At 44.0% G+C, this 22,191-nt stretch carries 19 protein-coding genes and 12 tRNA genes; 10 read left to right on the top strand and 21 right to left on the bottom strand.

The features are described from left to right. Nucleotides 1-11: 11 nt before the first annotated feature. From L3V33_RS16215 to lolB, 16 genes are all read right to left on the bottom strand, one after another. Nucleotides 12-96: transfer RNA gene (locus tag L3V33_RS16215), tRNA-Leu, on the bottom strand. A gap of 77 nt (nt 97-173) precedes the next feature. Continuing rightward, a tRNA-Met gene (locus L3V33_RS16210) sits at nt 174-250 on the bottom strand. 51 nt (nt 251-301) lie between these two features. Further along, nucleotides 302-386 (bottom strand) — tRNA-Leu (locus L3V33_RS16205). A 68-nt stretch (nt 387-454) separates the two neighbouring features. After that, nucleotides 455-529: transfer RNA gene (locus L3V33_RS16200), tRNA-Gln, on the bottom strand. Nucleotides 530-558: 29 nt separating this feature from the next. Continuing rightward, nucleotides 559-643, bottom strand: a tRNA-Leu gene (locus tag L3V33_RS16195). Nucleotides 644-711: 68 nt separating this feature from the next. Continuing rightward, nucleotides 712-786 (bottom strand) — tRNA-Gln (locus L3V33_RS16190). A gap of 29 nt (nt 787-815) precedes the next feature. Then, a tRNA-Leu gene (locus L3V33_RS16185) sits at nt 816-900 on the bottom strand. A 77-nt stretch (nt 901-977) separates the two neighbouring features. Continuing rightward, nucleotides 978-1,054: transfer RNA gene (locus L3V33_RS16180), tRNA-Met, on the bottom strand. 77 nt (nt 1,055-1,131) lie between these two features. Beyond that, nucleotides 1,132-1,206, bottom strand: a tRNA-Gln gene (locus L3V33_RS16175). Between the two features lie 29 nt (nt 1,207-1,235). After that, nucleotides 1,236-1,320, bottom strand: a tRNA-Leu gene (locus L3V33_RS16170). Between the two features lie 68 nt (nt 1,321-1,388). After that, a tRNA-Met gene (locus L3V33_RS16165) sits at nt 1,389-1,465 on the bottom strand. A gap of 280 nt (nt 1,466-1,745) precedes the next feature. Beyond that, entirely contained in the window at nt 1,746-2,837 is a 1,092-nt protein-coding gene (gene ychF / locus L3V33_RS16160; protein ID WP_026012356.1) for a redox-regulated ATPase YchF, read from the bottom strand. A 10-nt stretch (nt 2,838-2,847) separates the two neighbouring features. After that, on the bottom strand, nt 2,848-3,438 hold the full coding sequence (pth, locus tag L3V33_RS16155) for an aminoacyl-tRNA hydrolase (RefSeq protein WP_010439162.1): 591 nt from the start codon (nt 3,436-3,438) through the stop codon (nt 2,848-2,850). A gap of 224 nt (nt 3,439-3,662) precedes the next feature. After that, nucleotides 3,663-4,607 (bottom strand): ribose-phosphate pyrophosphokinase, encoded by a 945-nt coding sequence (locus L3V33_RS16150; RefSeq protein WP_012603389.1) that lies wholly within the window; start codon nt 4,605-4,607, stop codon nt 3,663-3,665. Nucleotides 4,608-4,634: 27 nt separating this feature from the next. Next, nucleotides 4,635-5,510: a 4-(cytidine 5'-diphospho)-2-C-methyl-D-erythritol kinase gene (gene ispE, locus L3V33_RS16145; protein WP_171311875.1), complete on the bottom strand. Its 876-nt coding sequence runs from the start codon at nt 5,508-5,510 to the stop codon at nt 4,635-4,637. Next, nucleotides 5,507-6,175: a lipoprotein insertase outer membrane protein LolB gene (lolB, locus tag L3V33_RS16140; protein ID WP_237290808.1), complete on the bottom strand. Its 669-nt coding sequence runs from the start codon at nt 6,173-6,175 to the stop codon at nt 5,507-5,509. The genes ispE and lolB overlap by 4 nt, the downstream gene beginning before the upstream one ends. 160 nt (nt 6,176-6,335) lie before the next feature. On the opposite strand from lolB, the gene hemA reads away from it, so the two are divergent. From hemA to ybaK, 8 genes are all read left to right on the top strand, one after another. Then, nucleotides 6,336-7,595, top strand: a complete 1,260-nt coding sequence (gene hemA / locus L3V33_RS16135; protein WP_171330835.1) for a glutamyl-tRNA reductase — start codon at nt 6,336-6,338, stop codon at nt 7,593-7,595. Nucleotides 7,596-7,623: 28 nt separating this feature from the next. Then, nucleotides 7,624-8,712 (top strand): peptide chain release factor 1, encoded by a 1,089-nt coding sequence (prfA, locus tag L3V33_RS16130; RefSeq protein WP_004736236.1) that lies wholly within the window; start codon nt 7,624-7,626, stop codon nt 8,710-8,712. A 5-nt stretch (nt 8,713-8,717) separates the two neighbouring features. Next, on the top strand, nt 8,718-9,590 hold the full coding sequence (gene prmC / locus L3V33_RS16125) for a peptide chain release factor N(5)-glutamine methyltransferase (protein WP_171330837.1): 873 nt from the start codon (nt 8,718-8,720) through the stop codon (nt 9,588-9,590). Between the two features lie 208 nt (nt 9,591-9,798). Next, complete coding sequence (locus L3V33_RS16120; RefSeq protein WP_004736238.1) at nt 9,799-10,182, top strand: SirB2 family protein; 384 nt, start codon at nt 9,799-9,801, stop codon at nt 10,180-10,182. A gap of 27 nt (nt 10,183-10,209) precedes the next feature. Beyond that, on the top strand, nt 10,210-11,019 hold the full coding sequence (locus tag L3V33_RS16115) for a SirB1 family protein (RefSeq protein WP_017084479.1): 810 nt from the start codon (nt 10,210-10,212) through the stop codon (nt 11,017-11,019). Nucleotides 11,020-11,041: 22 nt separating this feature from the next. Then, nucleotides 11,042-11,896: a 3-deoxy-8-phosphooctulonate synthase gene (kdsA, locus tag L3V33_RS16110; protein WP_237290807.1), complete on the top strand. Its 855-nt coding sequence runs from the start codon at nt 11,042-11,044 to the stop codon at nt 11,894-11,896. Between the two features lie 454 nt (nt 11,897-12,350). Next, nucleotides 12,351-14,012, top strand: a complete 1,662-nt coding sequence (gene ushA / locus L3V33_RS16105) for a bifunctional UDP-sugar hydrolase/5'-nucleotidase UshA (protein ID WP_029225832.1) — start codon at nt 12,351-12,353, stop codon at nt 14,010-14,012. A 118-nt stretch (nt 14,013-14,130) separates the two neighbouring features. Next, complete coding sequence (gene ybaK / locus L3V33_RS16100) at nt 14,131-14,604, top strand: Cys-tRNA(Pro) deacylase (RefSeq protein ID WP_102327915.1); 474 nt, start codon at nt 14,131-14,133, stop codon at nt 14,602-14,604. A gap of 106 nt (nt 14,605-14,710) precedes the next feature. On the opposite strand, the gene rluF is transcribed toward ybaK, so the two are convergent. The 3 genes from rluF to L3V33_RS16085 all read right to left on the bottom strand — a co-directional run bounded on the left by rluF (nt 14,711) and on the right by L3V33_RS16085 (nt 16,871). Next, a complete protein-coding gene (gene rluF, locus L3V33_RS16095) occupies nt 14,711-15,805 on the bottom strand; it encodes a 23S rRNA pseudouridine(2604) synthase RluF (protein WP_237290806.1) in 1,095 nt (364 codons plus the stop codon). 176 nt (nt 15,806-15,981) lie between these two features. Continuing rightward, nucleotides 15,982-16,563 (bottom strand): DNA endonuclease SmrA, encoded by a 582-nt coding sequence (gene smrA, locus L3V33_RS16090; protein WP_017076135.1) that lies wholly within the window; start codon nt 16,561-16,563, stop codon nt 15,982-15,984. 167 nt (nt 16,564-16,730) lie between these two features. After that, complete coding sequence (locus L3V33_RS16085) at nt 16,731-16,871, bottom strand: DUF3149 domain-containing protein (RefSeq protein ID WP_004736246.1); 141 nt, start codon at nt 16,869-16,871, stop codon at nt 16,731-16,733. 255 nt (nt 16,872-17,126) lie between these two features. Between L3V33_RS16085 and L3V33_RS16080 the strand changes: the two genes are divergently transcribed. Continuing rightward, nucleotides 17,127-17,203, top strand: a tRNA-Pro gene (locus L3V33_RS16080). 281 nt (nt 17,204-17,484) lie between these two features. Here L3V33_RS16080 and L3V33_RS16075 read toward each other — a convergent pair. Continuing rightward, the gene (locus L3V33_RS16075) at nt 17,485-17,907 is read right to left on the bottom strand and encodes a hypothetical protein (RefSeq protein WP_237290805.1); all 423 of its coding nucleotides are present in this window, start codon (nt 17,905-17,907) and stop codon (nt 17,485-17,487) included. A 121-nt stretch (nt 17,908-18,028) separates the two neighbouring features. Continuing rightward, complete coding sequence (locus L3V33_RS16070) at nt 18,029-18,916, bottom strand: TraB/GumN family protein (protein ID WP_237290804.1); 888 nt, start codon at nt 18,914-18,916, stop codon at nt 18,029-18,031. A 406-nt stretch (nt 18,917-19,322) separates the two neighbouring features. Here L3V33_RS16070 and L3V33_RS16065 point away from each other — a divergent pair, with 406 nt between their 5' ends. After that, nucleotides 19,323-21,974: a beta-N-acetylhexosaminidase gene (locus L3V33_RS16065; protein ID WP_237290803.1), complete on the top strand. Its 2,652-nt coding sequence runs from the start codon at nt 19,323-19,325 to the stop codon at nt 21,972-21,974. The last annotated feature ends 217 nt before the right edge of the window (nt 21,975-22,191 follow it).

Below are 22,191 nucleotides of genomic sequence, written 5' to 3'. Positions count from 1 at the left end.
TATCTAAATAATGGTGCGGTCGGAGAGACTTGAACTCTCACACCTCTCGGCGCCAGAACCTAAATCTGGTGCGTCTACCAATTCCGCCACGACCGCAGCAAATCTTTATAGTTATATCGACATTGGTAATTCAATATAACGTTGTTTGTACTTTTTCTTTCATAAAGAAAGAATGGTGGCTACTGCGGGATTCGAACCTGCGACCCCATCATTATGAGTGATGTGCTCTAACCAACTGAGCTAAGTAGCCAATAATGAATTTTATGTATTCACTATTTTATCTCTAATAAAAGAGAAATAATGGTGCGGTCGGAGAGACTTGAACTCTCACACCTCTCGGCGCCAGAACCTAAATCTGGTGCGTCTACCAATTCCGCCACGACCGCAGCAAAGCTTTTACTCTAGCAAAGAGTATAGTTAAGAAGACTTATGGTTTGTCTAAGTAACGTTGTAATGGCTGGGCTACCTGGATTCGAACCAGGGAATGCTGGCATCAAAAGCCAGTGCCTTACCGCTTGGCGATAGCCCAACAGGATATCATTTAAGATATCTAAATAATGGTGCGGTCGGAGAGACTTGAACTCTCACACCTCTCGGCGCCAGAACCTAAATCTGGTGCGTCTACCAATTCCGCCACGACCGCAGCAAAGCTTTTACTCTAGCAAAGAGTATAGTTAAGAAGACTTATGGTTTGTCTAAGTAACGTTGTAATGGCTGGGCTACCTGGATTCGAACCAGGGAATGCTGGCATCAAAAGCCAGTGCCTTACCGCTTGGCGATAGCCCAACAGGATATCATTTAAGATATCTAAATAATGGTGCGGTCGGAGAGACTTGAACTCTCACACCTCTCGGCGCCAGAACCTAAATCTGGTGCGTCTACCAATTCCGCCACGACCGCAGCAAATCTTTATAGTTATATCGACATTGGTAATTCAATATAACGTTGTTTGTACTTTTTCTTTCATAAAGAAAGAATGGTGGCTACTGCGGGATTCGAACCTGCGACCCCATCATTATGAGTGATGTGCTCTAACCAACTGAGCTAAGTAGCCATCTGAGAGCGAAGTAATATAATATAATCTCGCTTCCAATGCCATTATCTTTTTAAAGATAATTACACTTTAAATTGTGGCTGGGCTACCTGGATTCGAACCAGGGAATGCTGGCATCAAAAGCCAGTGCCTTACCGCTTGGCGATAGCCCAACAATGATATCAATTAAGATATCTCAATATGGTGCGGTCGGAGAGACTTGAACTCTCACACCTCTCGGCGCCAGAACCTAAATCTGGTGCGTCTACCAATTCCGCCACGACCGCTTTACTTTCCTAAAAACTCTTTGTTGTTAAGAGACAGATGTTTAATAACAAACAGAGTGCTTAGGAAATGGTGGCTACTGCGGGATTCGAACCTGCGACCCCATCATTATGAGTGATGTGCTCTAACCAACTGAGCTAAGTAGCCATTTCCAAATTGTTGCTCATTTCGAGACGTTGCCGCTTCGTTGTGAACGGGGCGCATTATGCGGAGTTGAGCGAAACCCGTCAACTTTTTTTTTGAATAAATCGCGAATAAACATCTGTTCGGTTTCTTTTTAGGCAAAGAGGTGTATTTGTCGACAAAAAACAGGTCTAAAAGGCGATATATATAGGAAGTTAAGTTTTGGATGTGGGGCTATTTCTAAAGGGGGAAAACAAAAAGGCCAGTGAATTCACTGGCCTTTTTTCTAGATGTTTAATCAGAATTATACGTTGAAGCGGAAGTGAACTACGTCACCATCTTTAACGATGTATTCTTTGCCTTCAAGACGCCATTTACCTGCATCTTTTGCTCCGCTTTCACCGCCAAATTCGATGAAATGTTCGTAGCCAACTACTTCTGCACGGATGAAACCTTTCTCGAAGTCGGTGTGGATCTTACCAGCTGCTTGCGGTGCTGTTGCACCGATAGGAATAGTCCAAGCACGAACTTCTTTAACACCGGCAGTAAAGTAAGTTTGAAGAGTCAGTAGCTCGTAACCAGAGCGGATCACTCGGTTAAGGCCTGGTTCTTCGATGCCCATGTCAGCTAGAAACTCTTCACGGTCTTCATCGTCAAGCTCAGAAAGTTCAGATTCGATTGCAGCACACACAGCAACAACAACGTTGTTCTCTTTTTCTGCATATTCGCGAACGGCGTCTAGGTAAGGGTTGTTTTCAAAACCATCTTCAGCAACGTTTGCAATGTACATTGTTGGCTTAAGCGTTAGGAAGTTAAGGTAGTCGATTGCTGCTACTTCTTCTTTGCCAAGTTCAACAGTACGAGCCATACCACCTTCAGTCAGGATAGGTAGAAGCTTTTCAAGAACTGTAGTTTCAAATTTAGCGTCTTTATCTCCGCCTTTTGCTTTTTTAGCATTACGGAAGATTGCACGTTCACAGCTATCTAGATCGGCAAGAGCAAGCTCAAGGTTGATCACTTCGATATCTTCGATTGGAGAGACCTTGCCAGAAACGTGAACGATGTTTTCGTTTTCAAAGCAGCGTACAACGTGACCGATAGCATCAGTTTCGCGGATGTTAGCTAGGAATTTGTTACCTAGACCTTCACCTTTAGATGCGCCAGCAACTAGGCCTGCGATATCTACGAATTCCATTGTCGTTGGAAGGATCTTCTGTGGATTAACAATTTTTGCTAATGCATCTAAGCGTAGATCTGGAACCGGAACGATACCTGTGTTTGGTTCGATTGTACAAAATGGAAAGTTTGCTGCTTCGATGCCTGCTTTAGTCAGTGCGTTAAACAGAGTTGACTTACCAACGTTTGGTAGACCAACGATGCCACATTTAAAACCCATGATATAAACCTTATTCTGCTTTGAACGTATGTAAGCGATTTTGTGCTTTTGGTAGGCCATCTTTTAATAAGATGTCTAGGCTACGAACCGATTCGTCAACGACAGCCTCGATACACTCTTGCTCTTTCGCAGGAGCTTTGCCTAATACATAACCTGCAACTTTATCTTTGTGTCCTGGATGGCCAATGCCTAATCTAAGACGATAGAATTCTTTATTGTTACCCTGCTTGCTGATGATGTCTTTCAGACCATTATGTCCACCATGACCACCACCTTTTTTAAACTTTCCAATACCTGGAGGAAGATCTAACTCATCGTGAGCCACCATGATCTCTTCTGGTTTAATTTGGTAGAACTTTGCTAAGGCAGCAACAGCTTTGCCTGACAAGTTCATAAAAGTCGTTGGGATCAGCAAGCGAAGATCTTCACCATGAACCATGATACGACCCGTTAGGCCAAAGAACTTTGGTTCGTTCTTTAGTGTCACGTTATGTACACGCGCTAATTCTTCAACTACCCAAGCACCCGCATTGTGGCGAGTTTTGGCGTATTCTGGACCTGGATTAGCCAGTCCAACGAGAAGTTTTATTTGTTGGCTCAAGGTATGGATCTCTCTTGGGATTTCAAAAAGCGCCGTATGATATCACAGTTTATGAAAAAGGTGCGAGCTAGCTGATAGCAACACGATGATTCCTGACTATGGTGAATTGCGGCTTAATATTGGTTAGACATAAAAAAAGCACTTCATTCAATGAAGTGCTTAATATGTCTCTCTCACGAGTTTCTAAAACAAAGCTTTTCTACAACAAAGCTATAGAGCTTTGATTAGTTAAACATCGCTGAGATTGATTCTTCGTTGCTGATGCGGCGAATTGCTTCAGCAAGCATGCGAGAAAGGCTTAGCTCAGTCACTTTGCCTGTCGCAGCCATCTCTGGAGAAAGCTTGATTGAATCTGTAACAATAACTTGGTCTAGAACTGAGTTACGGATGTTTTCTGCAGCAGTACCAGAGAATACAGCGTGAGTAGCGTAAGCGAATACACGCTTAGCACCGCGCTCTTTAAGCGCTTCAGCTGCTTTACACAGTGTGCCACCAGTATCGATCATGTCATCAACGATAACACAGTCACGACCTTCAACATCACCGATCAGGTTCATTACTTCAGAAACGTTAGCACGTGGACGACGCTTATCAACGATAGCGATGTCAACATCACCTAGCGCTTTAGCGGTTGCACGAGCACGTACAACACCACCAAGGTCTGGAGAAACCACGACTGGGTTTTCTAGGCCACGGTTAGCCATGTCTTCTAGAAGAACTGGAGTGCCGAAGATGTTATCAACAGGTACATCGAAGAAGCCTTGGATTTGCTCTGCGTGTAGGTCGATAGTCAAAACGCGGTCAACACCAACGTTAGAAAGGAAATCTGCAACAACTTTTGCAGTAATAGGCACACGAGCAGAACGTACACGACGATCTTGACGGGCATAACCGAAGTAAGGGATTACAGCAGTAATACGGCCAGCAGAAGCACGGCGCATTGCGTCAATCATTACCACCAATTCCATAAGGTTGTCATTGGTTGGTGCACAAGTTGATTGAATCAGGAATACATCGCTACCACGAACGTTTTCATTGATTTGTACAGCGACTTCGCCATCAGAAAAACGGTCTACAGTAGCATCGCCAAGAGAGATGTATAGACGATCAGCAATACGTTGGGCTAGTTCAGGTGTTGCGTTACCAGCAAATAGCTTCATATCAGGCACGGTGGAAACCTCGGGTTGCGTCCAGTTTTAAATAGATTGTGGGTGGGCTGATTGGTATTCAGCCAAAGTTTCTTTCAAAGGCGAAATGTTTCGTCCTCTCGCGACAAACGCGGAAACTGTGTCAGGCAGTTGCTCTAGCACCGATTCGGCTTCTTTTTTGCTGCTAAATTCAGCAAAAACGCATGAACCTGTACCAGTCAATCTCGACGGCGCGTATTGTAGCAGCCATGAAAGTTGCTTATCAACCTCTGGGTACAGCATTCGCACAATTTTTTCGCAATCGTTTACGTATTCTTGCTCTAGAAGCGTTGCTAGTGCTCGCTTCGGCGTATTTCGAGTTAATTCTGAATGTGTGAATATGTCTACAGTTGCTATGCTCACTTGAGGTTTGACAACGAGATACCATTTTTCATCCGGATTAGCGGGCTGTAGCTGTTCTCCAACCCCTTCGGCAAAGGCGGCGTGGCCTCGAACGAAGACAGGAACGTCTGCACCAAGCTGCAAACCGATTTCGGCAAGTTGATCATCAGAGAGGTTGAGTCGCCATAAATAATTAAGCGCGACCAGCACGGTTGCTGCATTTGAAGAGCCCCCACCAATGCCACCTCCCATTGGCAACACTTTCTTGAGTTCAATATCCGCACCGAAAGAGGTCGATGTATATTGTTGGAGGGCAGTTGCGGCTTTCCAAATCAGGTTATCTTCTGTCGCAACGCCTGGAATTTCAGGGGTTATTGTGATCGCACTGGTTTCTTGATTTGCACTAACCGTCAGTTCATCGCCAAACTCGACAAACTGAAATAAGGTCTGAAGTTCGTGATAACCATTGTCACGTCGACCAGTGATATAAAGAAATAAATTCAGTTTAGCCGGAGAAGGCCAGTGGGTTGGCGTTGTTATCATTTTTTCAGTGTCCACTTCGAAACTACAATGTTGATTTTGTTCTCGTCTTGCTTGAATGACAATCGAGTAGGGAGTGGGATTGTCTCTACCTTAGTGTTGTCTTCACTAGAGTTCTTGTTGTCTTCACCAGATAATAGTTTACTCGGCATCTCTGTATTGCGATAGTTAGCAAAACTCAGTGTCCATAGTTGGTTGCTGACTTTTTTGGTGAGAGATTCAAGCGTGTTGGTTGTGTTCAATTGGTAGCTATCGGCTTGATCTGGAATGCCAAGGAACCATTGCGGTAGATGGTCAATGGGAATCTGCAATCCAGTAAGTTGTTCCACAAGAACGGAAGCACTTGCATGAGTAAAAACTTGGTCATCATAAGTGACTACCTTGGCACCCGAACTGTCAATTATGAGGTTCAAGGCGGTTTGACCAAGGAAAGTAGTGAGCCTCAATTGACTCTGATTAGGTGAATGCTTCCAAATGAAATTTAGGCTTTGGCGTTGCTCTGGAGAAATGTAAGCGAGCTTGCCTGAGGCTTGATAGTTTTCTATCTGTAAAAGCCGATCTTGGTGACTTTGCCACTCGACGCTGGTCGGTTGTTCTGGGATAGACGAGCAACCCACCATAATTATGGTTATAAAAATAAGAGACGTGATTTTACGAAGCTTGCTCATATTTGCTCACAACTTGTTCAAATTTATCTAAAAAACGTCTCAACTATAGCATTGAATTCACGAAGTCAGGAAAACAAATCCCGCTTGCTCTTTAAATAGAGCCATGCATCAAGTAAAATTCGCCCCTTGTTTCCATTCCCTGATCGAGAACTTCTGATACATGTCTTTGCTTGCCGTAGGTATCAATCACAATACAGCGTCGGTTGAATTGCGAGAAAAAGTCGCTTTTGGTCCAGATAAATTATCTGAGGCACTCAAGCAACTGAACGCAAATGCACACGTAAATGGAAGTGTCATACTTTCTACCTGTAATCGAACTGAAGTGTATTGTGACGTCAAAGGCGTGGCAAAAAACAAGCTCATCGATTGGTTGTCAGTTTTCCATCAAGTTAGCCCTGAAGAGCTAAAACCCAGCATTTATGTCCATGAAGAGCAGGCCGCGATTAAACATTTAATGCGCGTAGCTTGTGGTTTGGACTCCTTGGTATTGGGTGAGCCGCAGATCTTAGGTCAGGTGAAGCAAGCTTATACGGACTCGCGAGAGAACAAATCTGTTGATGCTTCAATGGAAAAACTGTTCCAGAAATCATTTTCTGTCGCTAAGCGTGTTCGAACTGAAACTGAAATTGGTGGAAGCGCGGTTTCAGTTGCTTACGCAGCTTGTACGTTAGCCAAACACATCTTTGAGTCGATTGCTGAATCAACGGTGTTATTGGTGGGTGCGGGTGAGACGATTGAATTGGTGGCAAAACACCTTTCAGCGAATGGTTGCACCAAGATGATTGTCGCCAACCGAACTCGTGAGCGTGCTTTAGGGTTGGCAGAAGAGTTTGGCGCTGAAGTGATCAGCCTCAATGAAATTCCTGACCATTTGCATAGAGCGGATATCGTGATCAGCTCAACTGCAAGCCCGCTGCCTATTATTGGCAAGGGCATGGTTGAAACCGCACTGAAGACAAGAAAGCATCAACCTATGTTGTTGGTTGATATTGCGGTTCCTCGTGATGTGGAATCTCAGGTCGGCGATCTGAATGATGCTTACCTATATTCCGTTGACGATTTGCAGTCGATCGTTGATGGCAATATTGAACAACGAAAAGTAGAAGCGATTCAAGCTGAAGCAATAGTTAGTGAAGAAAGCGCCGCGTTTATGAGTTGGATGCGTTCACTGCAAGCGGTAGACAGTATTCGTGATTACCGTAAATCGGCCAATGAAATCCGAGAAGATTTATTAAGTAAGAGTTTACAATCACTTGCCGCTGGCGGTGACCCTGAGAAAGTCTTACTTGAGCTAAGTAATAAGCTCACAAACAAATTGATCCATGCTCCAACGCGTGCACTTCAAAGTGCAGCTGAGCAAGGAGAACCTGCAAAATTAATGGTCATTAGACAGAGTTTGGGCTTAGAAAACCCTCAATAATATTCGACCTCCAACAGAATAAGACATTATGAAAGCCTCGATTCTAATAAAGCTTGAAACACTTGTTGAACGCTATGAAGAAGTTCAACATCTACTTGGTGATCCCGGTGTACTTGGGAATCAAGACAAATTCCGTGCCTTGTCAAAAGAGTATTCTCAATTAGAAGAGGTGACGGGGTGCTTCAAATCATACCAGCAAGCTCAAGAAGATTTAGAAGCTGCTGAAGAGATGGCAAATGAAGACGACGCAGAAATGCGCGAAATGGCTCAAGAAGAGATCAAAGATGCGAAAGCGAACATTGAACGTCTGACTGATGAGCTGCAAATTCTTCTGATTCCAAAAGATCCAAACGATGAGCGTAACTGTTTCTTAGAGATTCGTGCCGGTGCTGGTGGTGATGAAGCGGGTATTTTTGCGGGTAACCTTTTCCGCATGTACTCTAGATTTGCCGAGAAAAAAGGTTGGCGCGTTGAGGTGATGAGCAGCAATGTTTCAGAGCAGGGCGGCTTTAAAGAGATGATCGCTAAAATCAGTGGCGACGCTGTTTATGGCACAATGAAGTTCGAGTCTGGCGGTCACCGTGTACAACGTGTACCTGAGACTGAATCTCAAGGTCGTGTTCATACATCAGCTTGTACCGTTGCGGTTATGCCTGAGATCCCAGAAGCAGATCTTCCAGAGATCAAAGCGGGCGATCTTAAAATTGATACTTTCCGTGCATCTGGCGCGGGTGGTCAGCACGTTAACACCACGGATTCAGCAATCCGTATTACTCACTTGCCAACAGGTACCGTAGTAGAGTGTCAAGACGAGCGTTCTCAGCATAAAAACAAAGCGAAAGCGATGGCTGTTCTTGCGGCTCGTATCGTTCAAGCTGAAGAAGAGCGTCGTGCTGCTGCTATTTCAGATACACGTCGTAACCTATTAGGCTCTGGTGACCGTAGTGACCGTATTCGTACGTACAATTACCCACAAGGCCGTGTTTCTGATCACCGCATCAACTTAACTATCTACCGCCTGAACGAAGTTTTGGAAGGTGATATGCAAAGCCTGCTTGATCCTGTTCTACAAGAGCACCAAGCCGATCAACTAGCAGCACTTGCTGAGCACAACTAATTACTATGCAGTCAGCATATACGGTTGAAAGTGCTTTAAAGTCAGCAATCGTACAGCTTCAAGAGGGCGATAACACATCGCCCTCGATTGATGCTGCGGTACTGCTTTGTCACGCTTTAGATAAACCTAGATCTTACCTACTGACTTGGCCTGAGAAGCACCTCACTTCAGAACAAGAATCCGAATTCCATACCCTCCTAAAACGTCGCTTAACCGGTGAGCCTGTGGCTTACATTGTTGGTGAACGTGAGTTTTGGTCGCTGCCGTTAAAAGTCTCTCCTTCTACTTTAATCCCACGGCCGGATACCGAGCGTTTGGTTGAAGTGGCGTTAGACAAAACGTATGGCAAGCAAGGTGCGATTCTCGATTTAGGCACAGGTACAGGTGCTATCGCGTTAGCATTGGCGTCTGAAATGCCGAATCGACCAGTGACGGGTATTGATCTTCGCCCTGAAGCGCAGCAACTTGCTACAGAAAACGCTCAGCGATTAAATATCACTAACGCCACTTTTTTACATGGCAGTTGGTTTGAGCCTTTGAACTCGGTGAATTCTGAAGAAGAAGCTGTGAAGTTCTCGTTGATTGTCTCGAACCCACCTTACATTGAGAAGAATGACCCTCATTTATCTCAAGGTGATGTGCGTTTTGAACCGATCACAGCGTTAGTTGCTGAAGAGAAAGGTTTAGCTGATATTCGATACATCTCTGAAAACGCACGCGGTTTTTTAGAAAACGAAGGCTGGCTAGCATTTGAACACGGCTATGACCAAGGCTTGGCGGTACGTGAGATAATGCAACAACTGGGCTACTTGGATGTGGTTACAGAAAAAGATTACGGTGGTAATGACCGAGTGACATTGGGTCGTTACTTTTCATAGATAGTGGTTACTCATAGGCTGCTGTTAATCATCTTGTGAGCAATAGATGATGAACTTGCTAAATTGATACCTTTAACTCGACAATACACTTAACTCGATAATGCATTTAACGCGGAAATACAGAGAATTAACGCAGAAATACAGGGCATTAACGGGTATTGTTTAGCTCGTGTTAACGAAAGCACATATAAAAATATAAAGGAATACCATGTACGAAGGTTTAAAACATTTTCACCTACTAACGATTGCTATAAGCGCGCTACTTCTTTCGATTCGTTTCGCTCTGATGATGGTTAACTCACCAAAGCTTAAGCATCCTTTCTTGCAGCGTTTCCCTCATATCAATGACTCGTTGCTGCTGCTATCGGGTATTGGTTTGATTTTTATCACTGGCTTTATTCCATTTACACCAGCAGCGCCATGGTTAACCGAAAAACTAACTTGTGTTATGGCTTACATCGCACTGGGCTTCTTTGCACTTAAGTTGGGTAAAAACAAGCTATTGAGAGTTTTCTCTTTCTTTGGTGCGCTTGGCTGGTTAGCGATGGCAGGCAAAATTGCAATGACTAAGACACCAACATTTTTCGGTTAATTATCTCCTTATTTCGGTTAGTTACGTATGTACGAATTTTTTGATGAAGACTTTGACCAGCTAGAGTTAGCTGAAGGTGCATTGATCTTAAATAAAGCGATTAACCCAGAAACTCAAGACAGCTGGGCTGAGCAAGAACTCGCAAGATTGTTAAAAGACGCTGAGTTTGCTTTGGTTAATGAAACCGATGAGCAGCAGAAGTTTGAATCTTTTATTCGACTATTCTTTTACGAGTGGGGTTTTGCTGGCGATAAAGATGCGTACTTCTCTTCGGAAAACGCATTCATCGATAAAGTGCTCGAGAGAAAGAAAGGCATCCCAGTGAGTCTTGGTGCGATTTTTCTTTTTCTAGGTCGCAAGCTAGGCTTCCCTGTAGAGGGCGTCTCTTTCCCTACTCAATTCTTGCTAAAAGTGAGTTGGTACGGGCAAGCAGCCGTCTATATTAACCCTTACAACGGTGAGTATGTTGGCGTACAAACTTTACGAGCTTGGTTAATCGGACATGATGGCCCACTCGCTAAGGTGAAAGCGGAACACTTAGAGGTTGCCGACCACCCAACGATTATTGGTAAGTGGCTAGCGTTGCTTAAGAGTGCATTACTGCGAGAAGAGCGTTATACGCTTGCATTGAAGTGTACTGATCTTGCGTTAACCTTTGTGCCGGATGATCCGTATGAAATCCGTGACCGTGGCTTTATTTATCAGCAGCTAGACTGTCATCAAGTTGCTGCAACGGATTACCAATACTTTATCGACCAATGCCCAGATGACCCTGCATCTGAGTTACTGAAATCTCAAGTGAACGTCATGAACGAAAAGACAGTGGTTGTTCACTAATTAATAATTATTTAGAGAGAATATGATGGAACAGAAAACAGTTCACATTGGTGACATGCCAATTGCTAACGACAAGCCATTTACGCTATTTGCAGGCATGAACGTTCTTGAATCTCGCGATCTAGCAATGCAGATCTGTGAGCATTACGTGAAAGTCACAGAGAAGTTGGGCATCCCTTACGTATTTAAGGCGTCTTTCGATAAAGCAAACCGCAGCTCAGTTCACTCATACCGTGGCCCAGGTATGGAAGAAGGTCTTAAAATCTTCCAAGAACTGAAAGATACTTTTGGCGTGAAGATCATTACTGATATCCACACAGAAGCACAAGCTCAGCCTGTTGCTGATGTGGTTGATGTAATCCAGCTTCCAGCGTTTCTTGCTCGTCAAACTGACCTTGTTGAAGCGATGGCTAAGACTGGCGCGGTTATCAATGTGAAGAAGCCTCAGTTCATGAGCCCGGATCAAGTAGGTAACATCGTTGATAAGTTCGCAGAGTGCGGCAACGACAACATTATTCTTTGTGAACGTGGTTCTTGCATGGGTTATGACAACCTAGTAGTTGATATGCTTGGTTTCAGTGTAATGAAAAAATCATCAAACGGCAGCCCAATTATCTTTGATGTGACTCATGCGCTTCAAATGCGTGACCCATCAGGTGCTGCCTCTGGCGGTCGTCGTGAGCAAACCGTTGAACTTGCTAAAGCGGGTCTTGCGACGGGGATTGCGGGTCTGTTTCTTGAGGCTCACCCTAACCCGGATCAAGCACGCTGTGATGGCCCATCGGCGCTACCTCTAGATAAACTAGAGCCGTTCTTGAAGCAGATGAAAGCACTTGATGACCTTATCAAAGGCTTTGAGCATATTGATATTAAATAATTGAGATGGATGTGAAGTAACGGAAACGTTATTTAACAAAAGTTGAGTTAAGAAAGCCCAGTTCCTTGAATTGGGTTTTTTTTATCTCGTAAAAGCAGCCGAACATAAATCGTTCATTTAAATCGTTGTTAACGAGGCGGGTTATTACCTAAGAAACTCGTATATGAGTGTGAGGTCGGTCCTGTTTATAGTAAATTACTGATGTCCATCACACTTTATAAGTAAACGATTGCCTGTGATGCAGGGGAAGTTTGAGTGTAATCTCATAATTTTGTTACACTTAACTGCCGATCTATGCGTGACCAATTCGACATAAATATGAAATCATCATGTTACATCTGAAATGTTAATTTAAGATAAGTGATGTGAAGTCTTATTGTTCGAACTCCAGGAAAGGGGTCGCAATAGATTATAAAAAGCAGTGGATTCCCCTAAAAAGTTCAAAGGTATGACAATGAAGCAACGCCTTATTCTAAAGACAGCACTAAGTGCTGCAATCCTAGCTACTCTAGCTGGGTGTGCGTCTCAATCTACTCAAGATTGGAACCAAGACGAAACTTACAAGCTAACGGTTCTACACACTAACGACAACCATGGTCGTTTTTGGCAGAACAAATACGGTGAATACGGCATGTCTGCGCGTAAAACGCTTGTTGATCAACTTCGTGCTGAAGTTGAAGCAGAAGGCGGTAGCGTGTTGCTTCTATCTGGTGGTGACATCAACACTGGTGTGCCAGAGTCAGATCTTCAAGATGCAGAACCTGATTTCAAAGGTATGAATAAAATTGGTTACGATGCAATGGCATTGGGTAACCACGAGTTTGACAACTCTTTAGACGTACTGCAAAAGCAGATCGACTGGGCTAATTTCCCAATGCTATCTGCAAACATCTACGACAAAGCAACAGGCGAACGCAAGTTCCAAGCTTACGAGATGTTTGAAAAGCAAGGTATCAAGATTGCGGTTATCGGTTTAACAACTGAAGATACGGCGAAAATCGGTAACCCTGAGTTCATCGCGAGCATTGACTTCCGCGACCCTAAAGAAGAAGCGAAGAAGCTAATCGCTGAACTTAAAGAAACAGAGAAGCCAGACTTAATCTTTGCTGTGACTCACATGGGTCACTACGAAAACGGCCAACGTGGTGTTAACGCACCGGGTGATGTAGCACTTGCTCGTTACCTAAATGAAGGCGACCTAGACATGATCGTTGGTGGTCACTCTCAAGAGCCTGTATGTATGGAAGGCCCCAACGTTGCGAAGAAAAACTTCAAGCCGGGTGATGAGTGTAAACCAGACGTACAGAATGGTACTTACATCGTTCAAGCTCACGAGTGGGGCAAGTACGTAGGTCGTGCTGATTACGAATTCCGTAACGGTGAGCTAGAGATGGTGAGCTACGATCTGGTTCCAGTTAACCTTAAGAAGAAAGTTAAGATTGACGGTAAGAAGCAACGCGTTCTTATTCAAGATGAAATTGCACAAGATCCAGAGCTACTTGAATTCCTACGTCCTTTCCAAGAGCAAGGTCAAGCACAGCTAGAAGTTCAAATTGCTGAGACTAATGGCAAGCTTGAAGGCGATCGTAACGTAGTTCGTTTCCAACAAACTAACCTAGGTCGTTTGATTGCGACTTCTCACATGGAGCGTGCACAAGCAGACTTCGCTGTGATGAACTCTGGTGGTGTTCGTGACTCAATTGAAGCGGGCAACGTCACTTACAAAGATGTACTGAAGGTACAACCTTTTGCAAACATCCTGACTTACACAGACATGACAGGTAAAGAAGTTCTAGATTACCTAAATGTTGTGGCGACGAAACCAATCGATTCTGGTGCTTACGCGCAGTTCGCTGGCATTTCAATGACAGTGACGAACGGTGAAGTATCGAATGTATTCATCGGTGGCAAACAGCTTCGTCTAGACGAAACATACCGTTTCACAGTACCAAGCTTTAACGCTGCTGGTGGTGACGGTTACCCTAAACTGTCTGACCACCCAGGTTACGTAAATACTGGTTTTGTTGATGCTGAAGTACTGAAAGAGTACCTAGAAGCAAACAGCCCGGTTGACGTGAACAAGTACGCGCCTTCAGGCCAAATGGTTTACAAGTAATTGAATCCAAGCAATTGTATCAATAGGTGCTAAATTAGATTGACTCTAGCACCATGATAAATTTAACTAAAGCGACGCCTCGGCGTCGCTTTTTGTTTATCTATCGTTTGGATTTGTTATGACCCCTGCAATCAATCTTGCCAAGAAAAAGAAAATTGTTCACACCGTGCATCAGTATCATCACGATGCAAACAACACCAACTATGGGTTAGAAGCGGTTGAAGCTCTGGGTCAGGATCCCAAACGTGTGTTCAAAACGTTGTTGTTCTGCTTGAACGGTGTTGCTAAAGATTTGGCTGTAGCTGTTATTCCTGTTGACCAGAAGTTAAACCTTAAACTTGCAGCTAAAGCAGCGAAAGGTAAAAAAGCAGAGATGGCCAATCCTGATATTGCACAGAAAACCACAGGTTATGTTGTGGGTGGGATCAGTCCTCTTGGTCAGAAAAAAGCATTACCTACTTTTGTCCATTCCAGCGCTACCAGTTTTGAAACGATATGTGTGAGTGCAGGGAAGCGAGGGCTAGAAATTGAGTTAGATCCAAAAGACTTAGCGATGCTGACTCGCGGCCAGTTTGCTGATCTATGTTTATAGATTGTCGTCGTCATGATGATAAAACTATCGAATGACAAACAAGAACGCCCGCTAGACTAATCTAGCGGGCGTTTTTATATCGAGTGTCTCGTCTTACTGATTCTGACTACTTCTTCAGGCCTAATGTACCACCTACGCGTTTTGGTGCAGGCTTACCGCTTCGGCGATCGTCATTGTTGCGATCTGTGCGGGTGCGATCCGAACTGTTTCTATCTGAATTAGAACGCTCTGAACGAGAGTTCGATTTCCAGTTCTCGGTATTGCCACCGCTTTCACCATTCGATGAGTTACGGCCACGTTTCGAGTTAGGCGCATGACGGAATTCATCCGCATTATTACCGCGATAGGTGCGAGTACGATTCTCGTTTTGATTACGGCGCGCTGTGGAAGTTTGGTTTTCTTCACGGCTATCAAAAAGTTTTGCGTCTGTCGCTTTGCGAATGCGTTGACCTTTCGCGTTCATTTTTGATGCATCTTCAGTACTTACAGAGCCTTCACACATCGCTAAAATTTCAGTGATCTCTTCGTCGCTCAGGTAGCGCCATTTCCCGTTAGGAATGCCGTCTAATGAGATGTTCATAATACGAACTCGGCGCAGCTTAAATACCTCGTAACCCAATGCTTCACACATACGGCGAATTTGGCGGTTAAGGCCTTGCGTTAGTGTAATTCGGAACGAAAACTTGGTTTCTTTCTCGACCTTACATGGCAAGGTAACAGTATCGAGAATATGAACGCCAGCGCCCATTTGCTTCAAGAATTCCGTCGTAATCGGCTTATCTACACGCACCACATATTCTTTCTCGTGGTTGTTACCTGCACGTAGGATTTTGTTTACGATGTCGCCATCGTTGGTCAAGAAGATAAGACCATCAGAAGGCTTATCTAGACGACCAATAGGGAAAATACGTTTGTGGTGGCCGATAAAGTCGACGATGTTGCCAGGAATATCACGTTCAGTAGTACAGGTGATGCCTGTTGGTTTATTAAGAGCAATGTAGATCGGCTTCTCTTTTGAGCGAACAGGTTTATTGTCGATCTCAACATCATCACCGGGCAAGACTTTCGTTCCCATCTCAGGGATCTTACCGTTAATAGTAACTCGGCCTGCATCAATGAGTTTGTCGGCTTCGCGGCGTGAGCAAAAACCAGTTTCACTGATGTATTTATTAAGGCGTTTAGCTTGGGGTTCTTGTGACATGATATTCTCTTAGCGTTTCACAACGGAAATATAGATAAACAAAAAGCAACCTTTGGATAGTTGCTTTGAGTTGGGATTCGTTAACTGAGGACAATTTTAGCACTTGGTGTGAGTCTAGGCACGAAATATCGATCTTGATGCAATTCGCTATCAGTGTACTTATCTGTTTCAACCAGTTAACTGGTGCGTTTTTGATGGCGCTCTCTGTTCTCCAGCTTTTTCTCATTACTCTTTCTGAGCATAACGTAGACTGCGCCAGTGCCACCATGAAATTGCTGAGCAGAATGAACACATTGAACGTCGTTAATTTGCGTGAGCCAATTCGCTACGTAGCTTTTCATCATTGCTGGTGGGTTCGAGCGCTCACCTTTACCGTGAACAATGATAACGGTGCGAACATCCATTCTTAAACACTGGCGTAAAAATGAGAGTACTTCGTTACGAGCGTCTTTCAGTGTTTTCCTATGAAGGTCGAGTTTGGCTTGAATAGGGTATTTGCCTAAGCGCAGCTTTTTGTATACGCCTTCTTGTACACCATCTTTCTTGTAAGCAATGACGTCGTCTGGCTTGATCATTGGTGAGTAGTCTAATGATAAGTAGTCTTTCTCGTCGTCAGACAGCCACATAGCGGCTTCACGCTTAGCAAGGTGAGATTCTGTGACTCGGTGTACTTTCTGGTGTTCGGCGGTGTCATGGTCGATACGTTTAACATCGCCCATCATTTCTTGGAATAGATCTAAGTCGTCATCATGAGACATAGTGTGTATCTCAAGTTGGAGAAGGATAGGGTAAGTATACCTAAGTTGAGGCCGGGTTTAAAAATGAAAAAACCGGAGAAGACAATAAGTCTGCTCCGGTGCAAAGCGTTTTTACATCCACCCAAAGAAAATGATACTTAAAAGTAGATGACTTAGGCTGAGCGATTCTAGTGAGGAGATTTTTCAGTCATAACTTTGTAGATGAAGAAGCCTCCATAAAACATCATGAGACCCAGAGCCCCGAATATTACTATCATTGAAGATAGCCCCACTGCATTACCAAATAGGAGTTCTAGCCAAAAGTCCATGTGTATACCTCAAAGTTATATGACATGGCTCAGTGTATTAATTAGCGTTATCAATTCACTGATCTGGATCAATCCTGTTTCATAAGTTAAATACTTGTTGTTGAGTGTGTGTTTTTCGTCACATCAGCCGTTAGGTTGTACGTCTTTTGTTCGAACGATTCGATATTGTAAAAAAGAGTGAAAAAAGCTCTTGCGCATAAATTCAGAATCCGTATTATACGCTTCATCGACAGGCAATCAGCCAGTTAGATATCTCGGTGAATAGCGCAGCTTGGTAGCGCATCTGGTTTGGGACCAGAGGGTCGGGGGTTCGAATCCCTCTTCACCGACCACATTTAGAAAGCCTGCTCATTGAGCAGGCTTTCGTCGTTTTAGGGTATGGGAAATAGGGTTTGAACCTAGGTGGGGTTCGCCTGATGTTCAAACAAGCTCTTCACCACCACATTAAAGAAAGCCGTAGACCATTTATTATAGAGAAGGGCTATAGCTTTTTTGCATTTTGGTATGTGCGTCATTCCCTAGAGTGACGAAGGAGCGAGTCGGGAATCTCTTGTTGTTCTAAACATCCCGCATAGAGAAAAGGATTGACTCAATAAGCCCGTCCCAAATCTGTTTACTTCACATCACAAGCGATGTTCTTGATTGGTGTCTCTGAAGTAACAAAGCAAACATACGCTTCAACAGGATTATTTGGACCAATTCGAATGTAACCTGCCTGTACTTCATCTTCGTTAAAAGTCACCGAGTGAGAGTTACCCGTCTTGCCATCGTAAAAGCTTGCTTCAAAATTACCATTCATTTGGCTTGCGATACGGTTGCGTGTCGTAGACGTCGTGAACGTAATATTCGCGCATCGCATGGGTGGCTTTTCAGTAATCAAAAACTGTCCGCTTTCTTTATCTAGCACGCCGCCTTTTGTATCTGGCTGAATGTCGATGGCTTGAAACTGTTCGATGGTACAAGTTTCTCTGGCAGACGCTGCCGTGGGCATCAGGATCGCGAGGGCTAAAGGTAAAGCGAAGAGTACTGGTTTCATGAGAACAACACCGTATATAAAAAGAGCGAAAGATAATAGCACCGTTGTGGTGCTATTAAATGTAATGATTCGGTTATTAGGTAATGGTTATATTATAAGAAAGCCATGGCATCGAATTGAGCTAGCTGTCATCACTAACCTCAAATTGACACTGGGCCTTTTGGCTTTGTGATTGTTGAGTGACATTAAAACCTTTCTCTTTTAACAATTGCAAAAGGTTACCTTCGCCAACTAGGTGCAAGGCGCCAACCACGATCAAATAATTCCCATTTGAATCGAGTTTCCAATCATTGGCGGATAGCTTGTTTGCCCAGTCGATATTGCGATCAGTTAAGAATGCTTTCTCGAGTTCAGGCGACATCTCAGACAGCTCTGCGAAGGCTTCCAGCTTCGCTAAATCACCTGCTTTCCAGCTTTCGATTAAGCAATGAACCACACGATCAGTTTGGTCAAATTCTTCAAGGCTACTGACTAACCATTCTTTACCGTCGTCCTTTTGTTTTGTCATCAGGTCTATTTGGAACTGTAGGGGCTCTAAACTGATTACCGGAACATCTTGGATCGTTGCTTTGTGAGCTAGTGTCGCATCAACGCCGCTGGCGGAGCCATAACCAAGGTTTTTTAGCTGCTGCATCTGTATGGAAAGAGAAGTCGCCCAAGGCGGTGAGCTAAGCAGTTGTTGCGTCGGCATCTCCAACGATTTTGATATGTCGGTTAATAATTGCAGTTGTTCTTCATTGAGCACATCGGCTGTGGTGAGTTTGTTGTGAGGATATACAACGCCATCAGACTTTCTGATATCCGTTTCGATAACTAACCCATCACTGTTTTTTAGCGCATCGGTGATCGCTGAAGGAAGTGGGTACATACTCTCGTCCCCAACGTGCACGGAACCTAAGATAGTGAGTGTCAGTTCATCCTTTTTTGCTTGCCAATAAAGGGGCTCGGCGACCGCTTGCCTAGCTGAAAAAGCGAGAACGAATAACGTCATGTAGAAGAATGGGCGCAAAGGGAGCTCCTTTAGGAAGTCTTAAACTCGTTAAAATCGATTTTGACGGTGTTTTTTAACGGTTTTTTTTGAGAACGATGTCACGTTGTTTGTACGAAAAGTATAACAACACCAACAAACTCTTAAACCTTTCTCAGTAACAACGACACGATTTTATGAAATCCTTTCAAAAGATTGTGATTCAATTCTCAAATATTACGTCAAAATAAAACTGACGGAACTGTCGATGTCGGTAACTTCATGATTTTAATCAGGTTAATTTTATCAATATTTTTTAGATTTGAAGCCGATCACTTTATTAACTTGATTTAATTCACGGCGAAAAATAAGGACATATAGTTTATCTAACTTTTGAAGCGTTCTATTTTGCTTCTGACTCAATTTTTTAAATTTATGGGTGAATACGATGTTGAAGAGAAACTTACTATCTGTAGCGGTACTGGCTGGTTTAACAGGTTGTGCGGTAACACAAGCACCAGAACAAAAGGTGGTTAATGCACTGGCTGATAACCTTGATGTGCAATACGAAATCTTGACGAACCACGGCGCAAACGAAGGCATGGCTTGTCAGGATTTAGGCGCAGAGTGGGCATCATGTAACAAAGTGAACATGACTCTGAGCAACGACGGTGAAGCGATCGATTCGAAAGATTGGACTATCTACTTCCACAGTATTCGCCTTATCTTAGATGTTGATAATGAGCAGTTTAAAATCACTCGTGTAACGGGCGACCTACACAAACTAGAACCTACAGATAAGTTCGATGGTTTTGCCGCTGGTGAAGAAGTGATTCTTCCACTAACAAGTGAATACTGGCAACTGTTTGAAACCGACTTTATGCCGGGTGCATTCGTAACGGCGCCAAACGCTGAACCTAAGATGATTGCTTCATTGAATACGGAAGATGTCGCGTCGTTCGTAACCGGTTTGGAAGGAAACAACCTTAAGCGTACACCTGATGACAACAATGTCATGGCAACAGCGGTTACTCGCTTTGAAAAGAATGCTGATCTGGTAACGCAAGATGTATCAACCACTTTACTACCAACGCCAATGTCGGTAGAAGTGGGCGAAGGTTCAGTGAGCATTGCTGGTGGTATTGCCCTACCTAAAGACGCATTCGATGCTGAGCAGTTCGCTGCAATTGAAGAACGTGCAGATGTGGTAAACGTAGATGTGAGTGGCGACCTACCTGTTAGTGTTGCTGTTGTTCCTACTCAGTTTACGGGTGATTTAGCGAAATCTGGCGCTTATGAACTAAGCATCTCGGAAGAGGGGATTGCGATTAAAGCGTTTGATAAAACAGGAGCTTTCTACGCAGTTCAGTCTATTTTTGGCCTAATAGACAGTCAGAACGCTGAATCATTACCACAACTGTCGATCAAAGATGCGCCACGTTTCGATTACCGTGGTGTGATGGTTGATGTTGCTCGAAACTTCCACTCAAAAGATGCCATCCTAGCAACGCTAGATCAAATGGCGGCATACAAGATGAATAAACTGCACCTTCACTTAACAGATGATGAAGGCTGGCGTTTAGAAATCCCAGGTTTACCAGAGCTAACGGATGTAGGGTCTAATCGTTGTTTTGATTTGGAAGAGCAAAGCTGTTTACTGCCTCAGCTAGGTTCAGGTCCAACAACAGACAACTTTGGCTCTGGTTTCTTTAGTAAAGCGGATTACGTCGAGATTTTAAGCTACGCAAAAGCGCGCAGCATCGAAGTAATTCCAGAAATTGATATGCCAGCACACGCTCGTTCTGCTGTGGTATCGATGGAAGCGCGTTACACTCGCCTAATGGCGGAAGGTAAAGAAGCGGAAGCGAACGAATACCGCTTGATGGATCCACAAGATACATCGAACGTAACCACGGTTCAGTTCTACGATAAGCAAAGCTTCATTAATCCATGTATGGAATCTTCTACTCACTTTGTCGATAAAGTTATCTCTGAAGTGGCGGCAATGCACCAAGAAGCGGGCGTTCCATTAACGACTTGGCACTTTGGCGGCGATGAAGCGAAAAACATCAAGTTAGGCGCGGGCCTACAAGATATTAATGCAGAAGATAAAGTGGCTTGGAAAGGCAATATCGACTTGTCTAAGCAAGATAAGCCATTCCAACAGTCTCCTCAGTGTCAGTCTTTGATCGCTGATGGAACGGTAAGTGACTTCGGTCATTTGCCAAGTCACTTTGCAGAGCAGGTATCTAAGATTGTTGCTGACAAAGGCATCCCTCACTTCCAAGCATGGCAAGATGGCCTGAAATACAGTGAAGGCGAAAAAGCATTTGCAACAGAAAGCACTCGCGTGAACTTCTGGGACGTTCTTTACTGGGGCGGTACTTCATCAGTATACGACTGGTCAGCAAAAGGGTATGACGTAATCGTCTCTAACCCAGACTACGTATACATGGATATGCCATACGAAGTTGATGCTGCAGAGCGTGGTTACTACTGGGCAACACGTGCAACCGATACTCGTAAGATGTTTGGCTTCGCACCAGAAAACATGCCACAAAACGCAGAAACATCATTAGACCGTGACGGCAATGGTTTCTCTGGTAAAGGCGAGATTGAAGCGAAACCTTTCTACGGTTTGTCTGCACAACTTTGGTCTGAAACAGTACGTACCGACGAGCAGTATGAATACATGGTATTCCCTCGCGTTCTTGCTGCAGCAGAAAGAGCATGGCACAGAGCGGATTGGGAAAACGACTATAAAGTGGGCGTTGAATATTCTCAAGAATCAAACCTAGTGAATAAGCAGTCTTTAAACAGTGACTTTAATCGCTTCGCGAATATTGTAGGGCAACGTGAATTGGCTAAGCTTGAGAAAGCTGGCATTGATTACCGACTGCCAGTACCGGGCGCTCAGGTTGTTGATGGCAAGCTAGCGATGAACGTACAATTCCCAGGCGTAGAGCTGCAATACTCTGCTGATGGCGAAAACTGGTTAACGTACGATGAGCAACAACGTCCTTCGGTTTCAGGCGAAACTTACATCCGCTCTATCTCTGAAAGTGGCGAGAAAGTAAGTCGAGTAACGTCAATTAAATAATCGATAAGCAACATTAATAGAAGAGCTCCCTCGTTATTATCTTACTCAAGGTAAAAAGTGGGAGCTCTTTTTGTTTAAGGCGAGTTAAGTCTTTCTATTAAACTGAAACATATAGAAACCGTCTTTGTTTATATCGTCAACAACGCACATAAGGTGAGTTTCGTCGCAAAAGTGACGGGTATCTCATTATTCTCTTCAAAAAATAAGTCCCCTATAA

The organism is Vibrio sp. A2-1, from assembly GCF_021728355.1.
Taxonomy (GTDB): Bacteria; Pseudomonadota; Gammaproteobacteria; order Enterobacterales; family Vibrionaceae; genus Vibrio; species Vibrio splendidus_K.
This window is presented reverse-complemented; position numbering and strand designations above follow the sequence as displayed.

Coding starts and splice junctions, on each gene's coding strand:
- ychF (WP_026012356.1), bottom strand. CDS start 2,837: ATGGGTTTTAAATGTGGCATCGTTGGTCTACCAAACGTTGGTAAGTCA.
- ispE (WP_171311875.1), bottom strand. CDS start 5,510: ATGATAACAACGCCAACCCACTGGCCTTCTCCGGCTAAACTGAATTTA.
- lolB (WP_237290808.1), bottom strand. CDS start 6,175: ATGAGCAAGCTTCGTAAAATCACGTCTCTTATTTTTATAACCATAATT.
- hemA (WP_171330835.1), top strand. CDS start 6,336: ATGTCTTTGCTTGCCGTAGGTATCAATCACAATACAGCGTCGGTTGAA.
- prfA (WP_004736236.1), top strand. CDS start 7,624: ATGAAAGCCTCGATTCTAATAAAGCTTGAAACACTTGTTGAACGCTAT.
- prmC (WP_171330837.1), top strand. CDS start 8,718: ATGCAGTCAGCATATACGGTTGAAAGTGCTTTAAAGTCAGCAATCGTA.
- L3V33_RS16120 (WP_004736238.1), top strand. CDS start 9,799: ATGTACGAAGGTTTAAAACATTTTCACCTACTAACGATTGCTATAAGC.
- L3V33_RS16115 (WP_017084479.1), top strand. CDS start 10,210: ATGTACGAATTTTTTGATGAAGACTTTGACCAGCTAGAGTTAGCTGAA.
- kdsA (WP_237290807.1), top strand. CDS start 11,042: ATGATGGAACAGAAAACAGTTCACATTGGTGACATGCCAATTGCTAAC.
- ushA (WP_029225832.1), top strand. CDS start 12,351: ATGAAGCAACGCCTTATTCTAAAGACAGCACTAAGTGCTGCAATCCTA.
- ybaK (WP_102327915.1), top strand. CDS start 14,131: ATGACCCCTGCAATCAATCTTGCCAAGAAAAAGAAAATTGTTCACACC.
- rluF (WP_237290806.1), bottom strand. CDS start 15,805: ATGTCACAAGAACCCCAAGCTAAACGCCTTAATAAATACATCAGTGAA.
- smrA (WP_017076135.1), bottom strand. CDS start 16,563: ATGTCTCATGATGACGACTTAGATCTATTCCAAGAAATGATGGGCGAT.
- L3V33_RS16085 (WP_004736246.1), bottom strand. CDS start 16,871: ATGGACTTTTGGCTAGAACTCCTATTTGGTAATGCAGTGGGGCTATCT.
- L3V33_RS16075 (WP_237290805.1), bottom strand. CDS start 17,907: ATGAAACCAGTACTCTTCGCTTTACCTTTAGCCCTCGCGATCCTGATG.
- L3V33_RS16065 (WP_237290803.1), top strand. CDS start 19,323: ATGTTGAAGAGAAACTTACTATCTGTAGCGGTACTGGCTGGTTTAACA.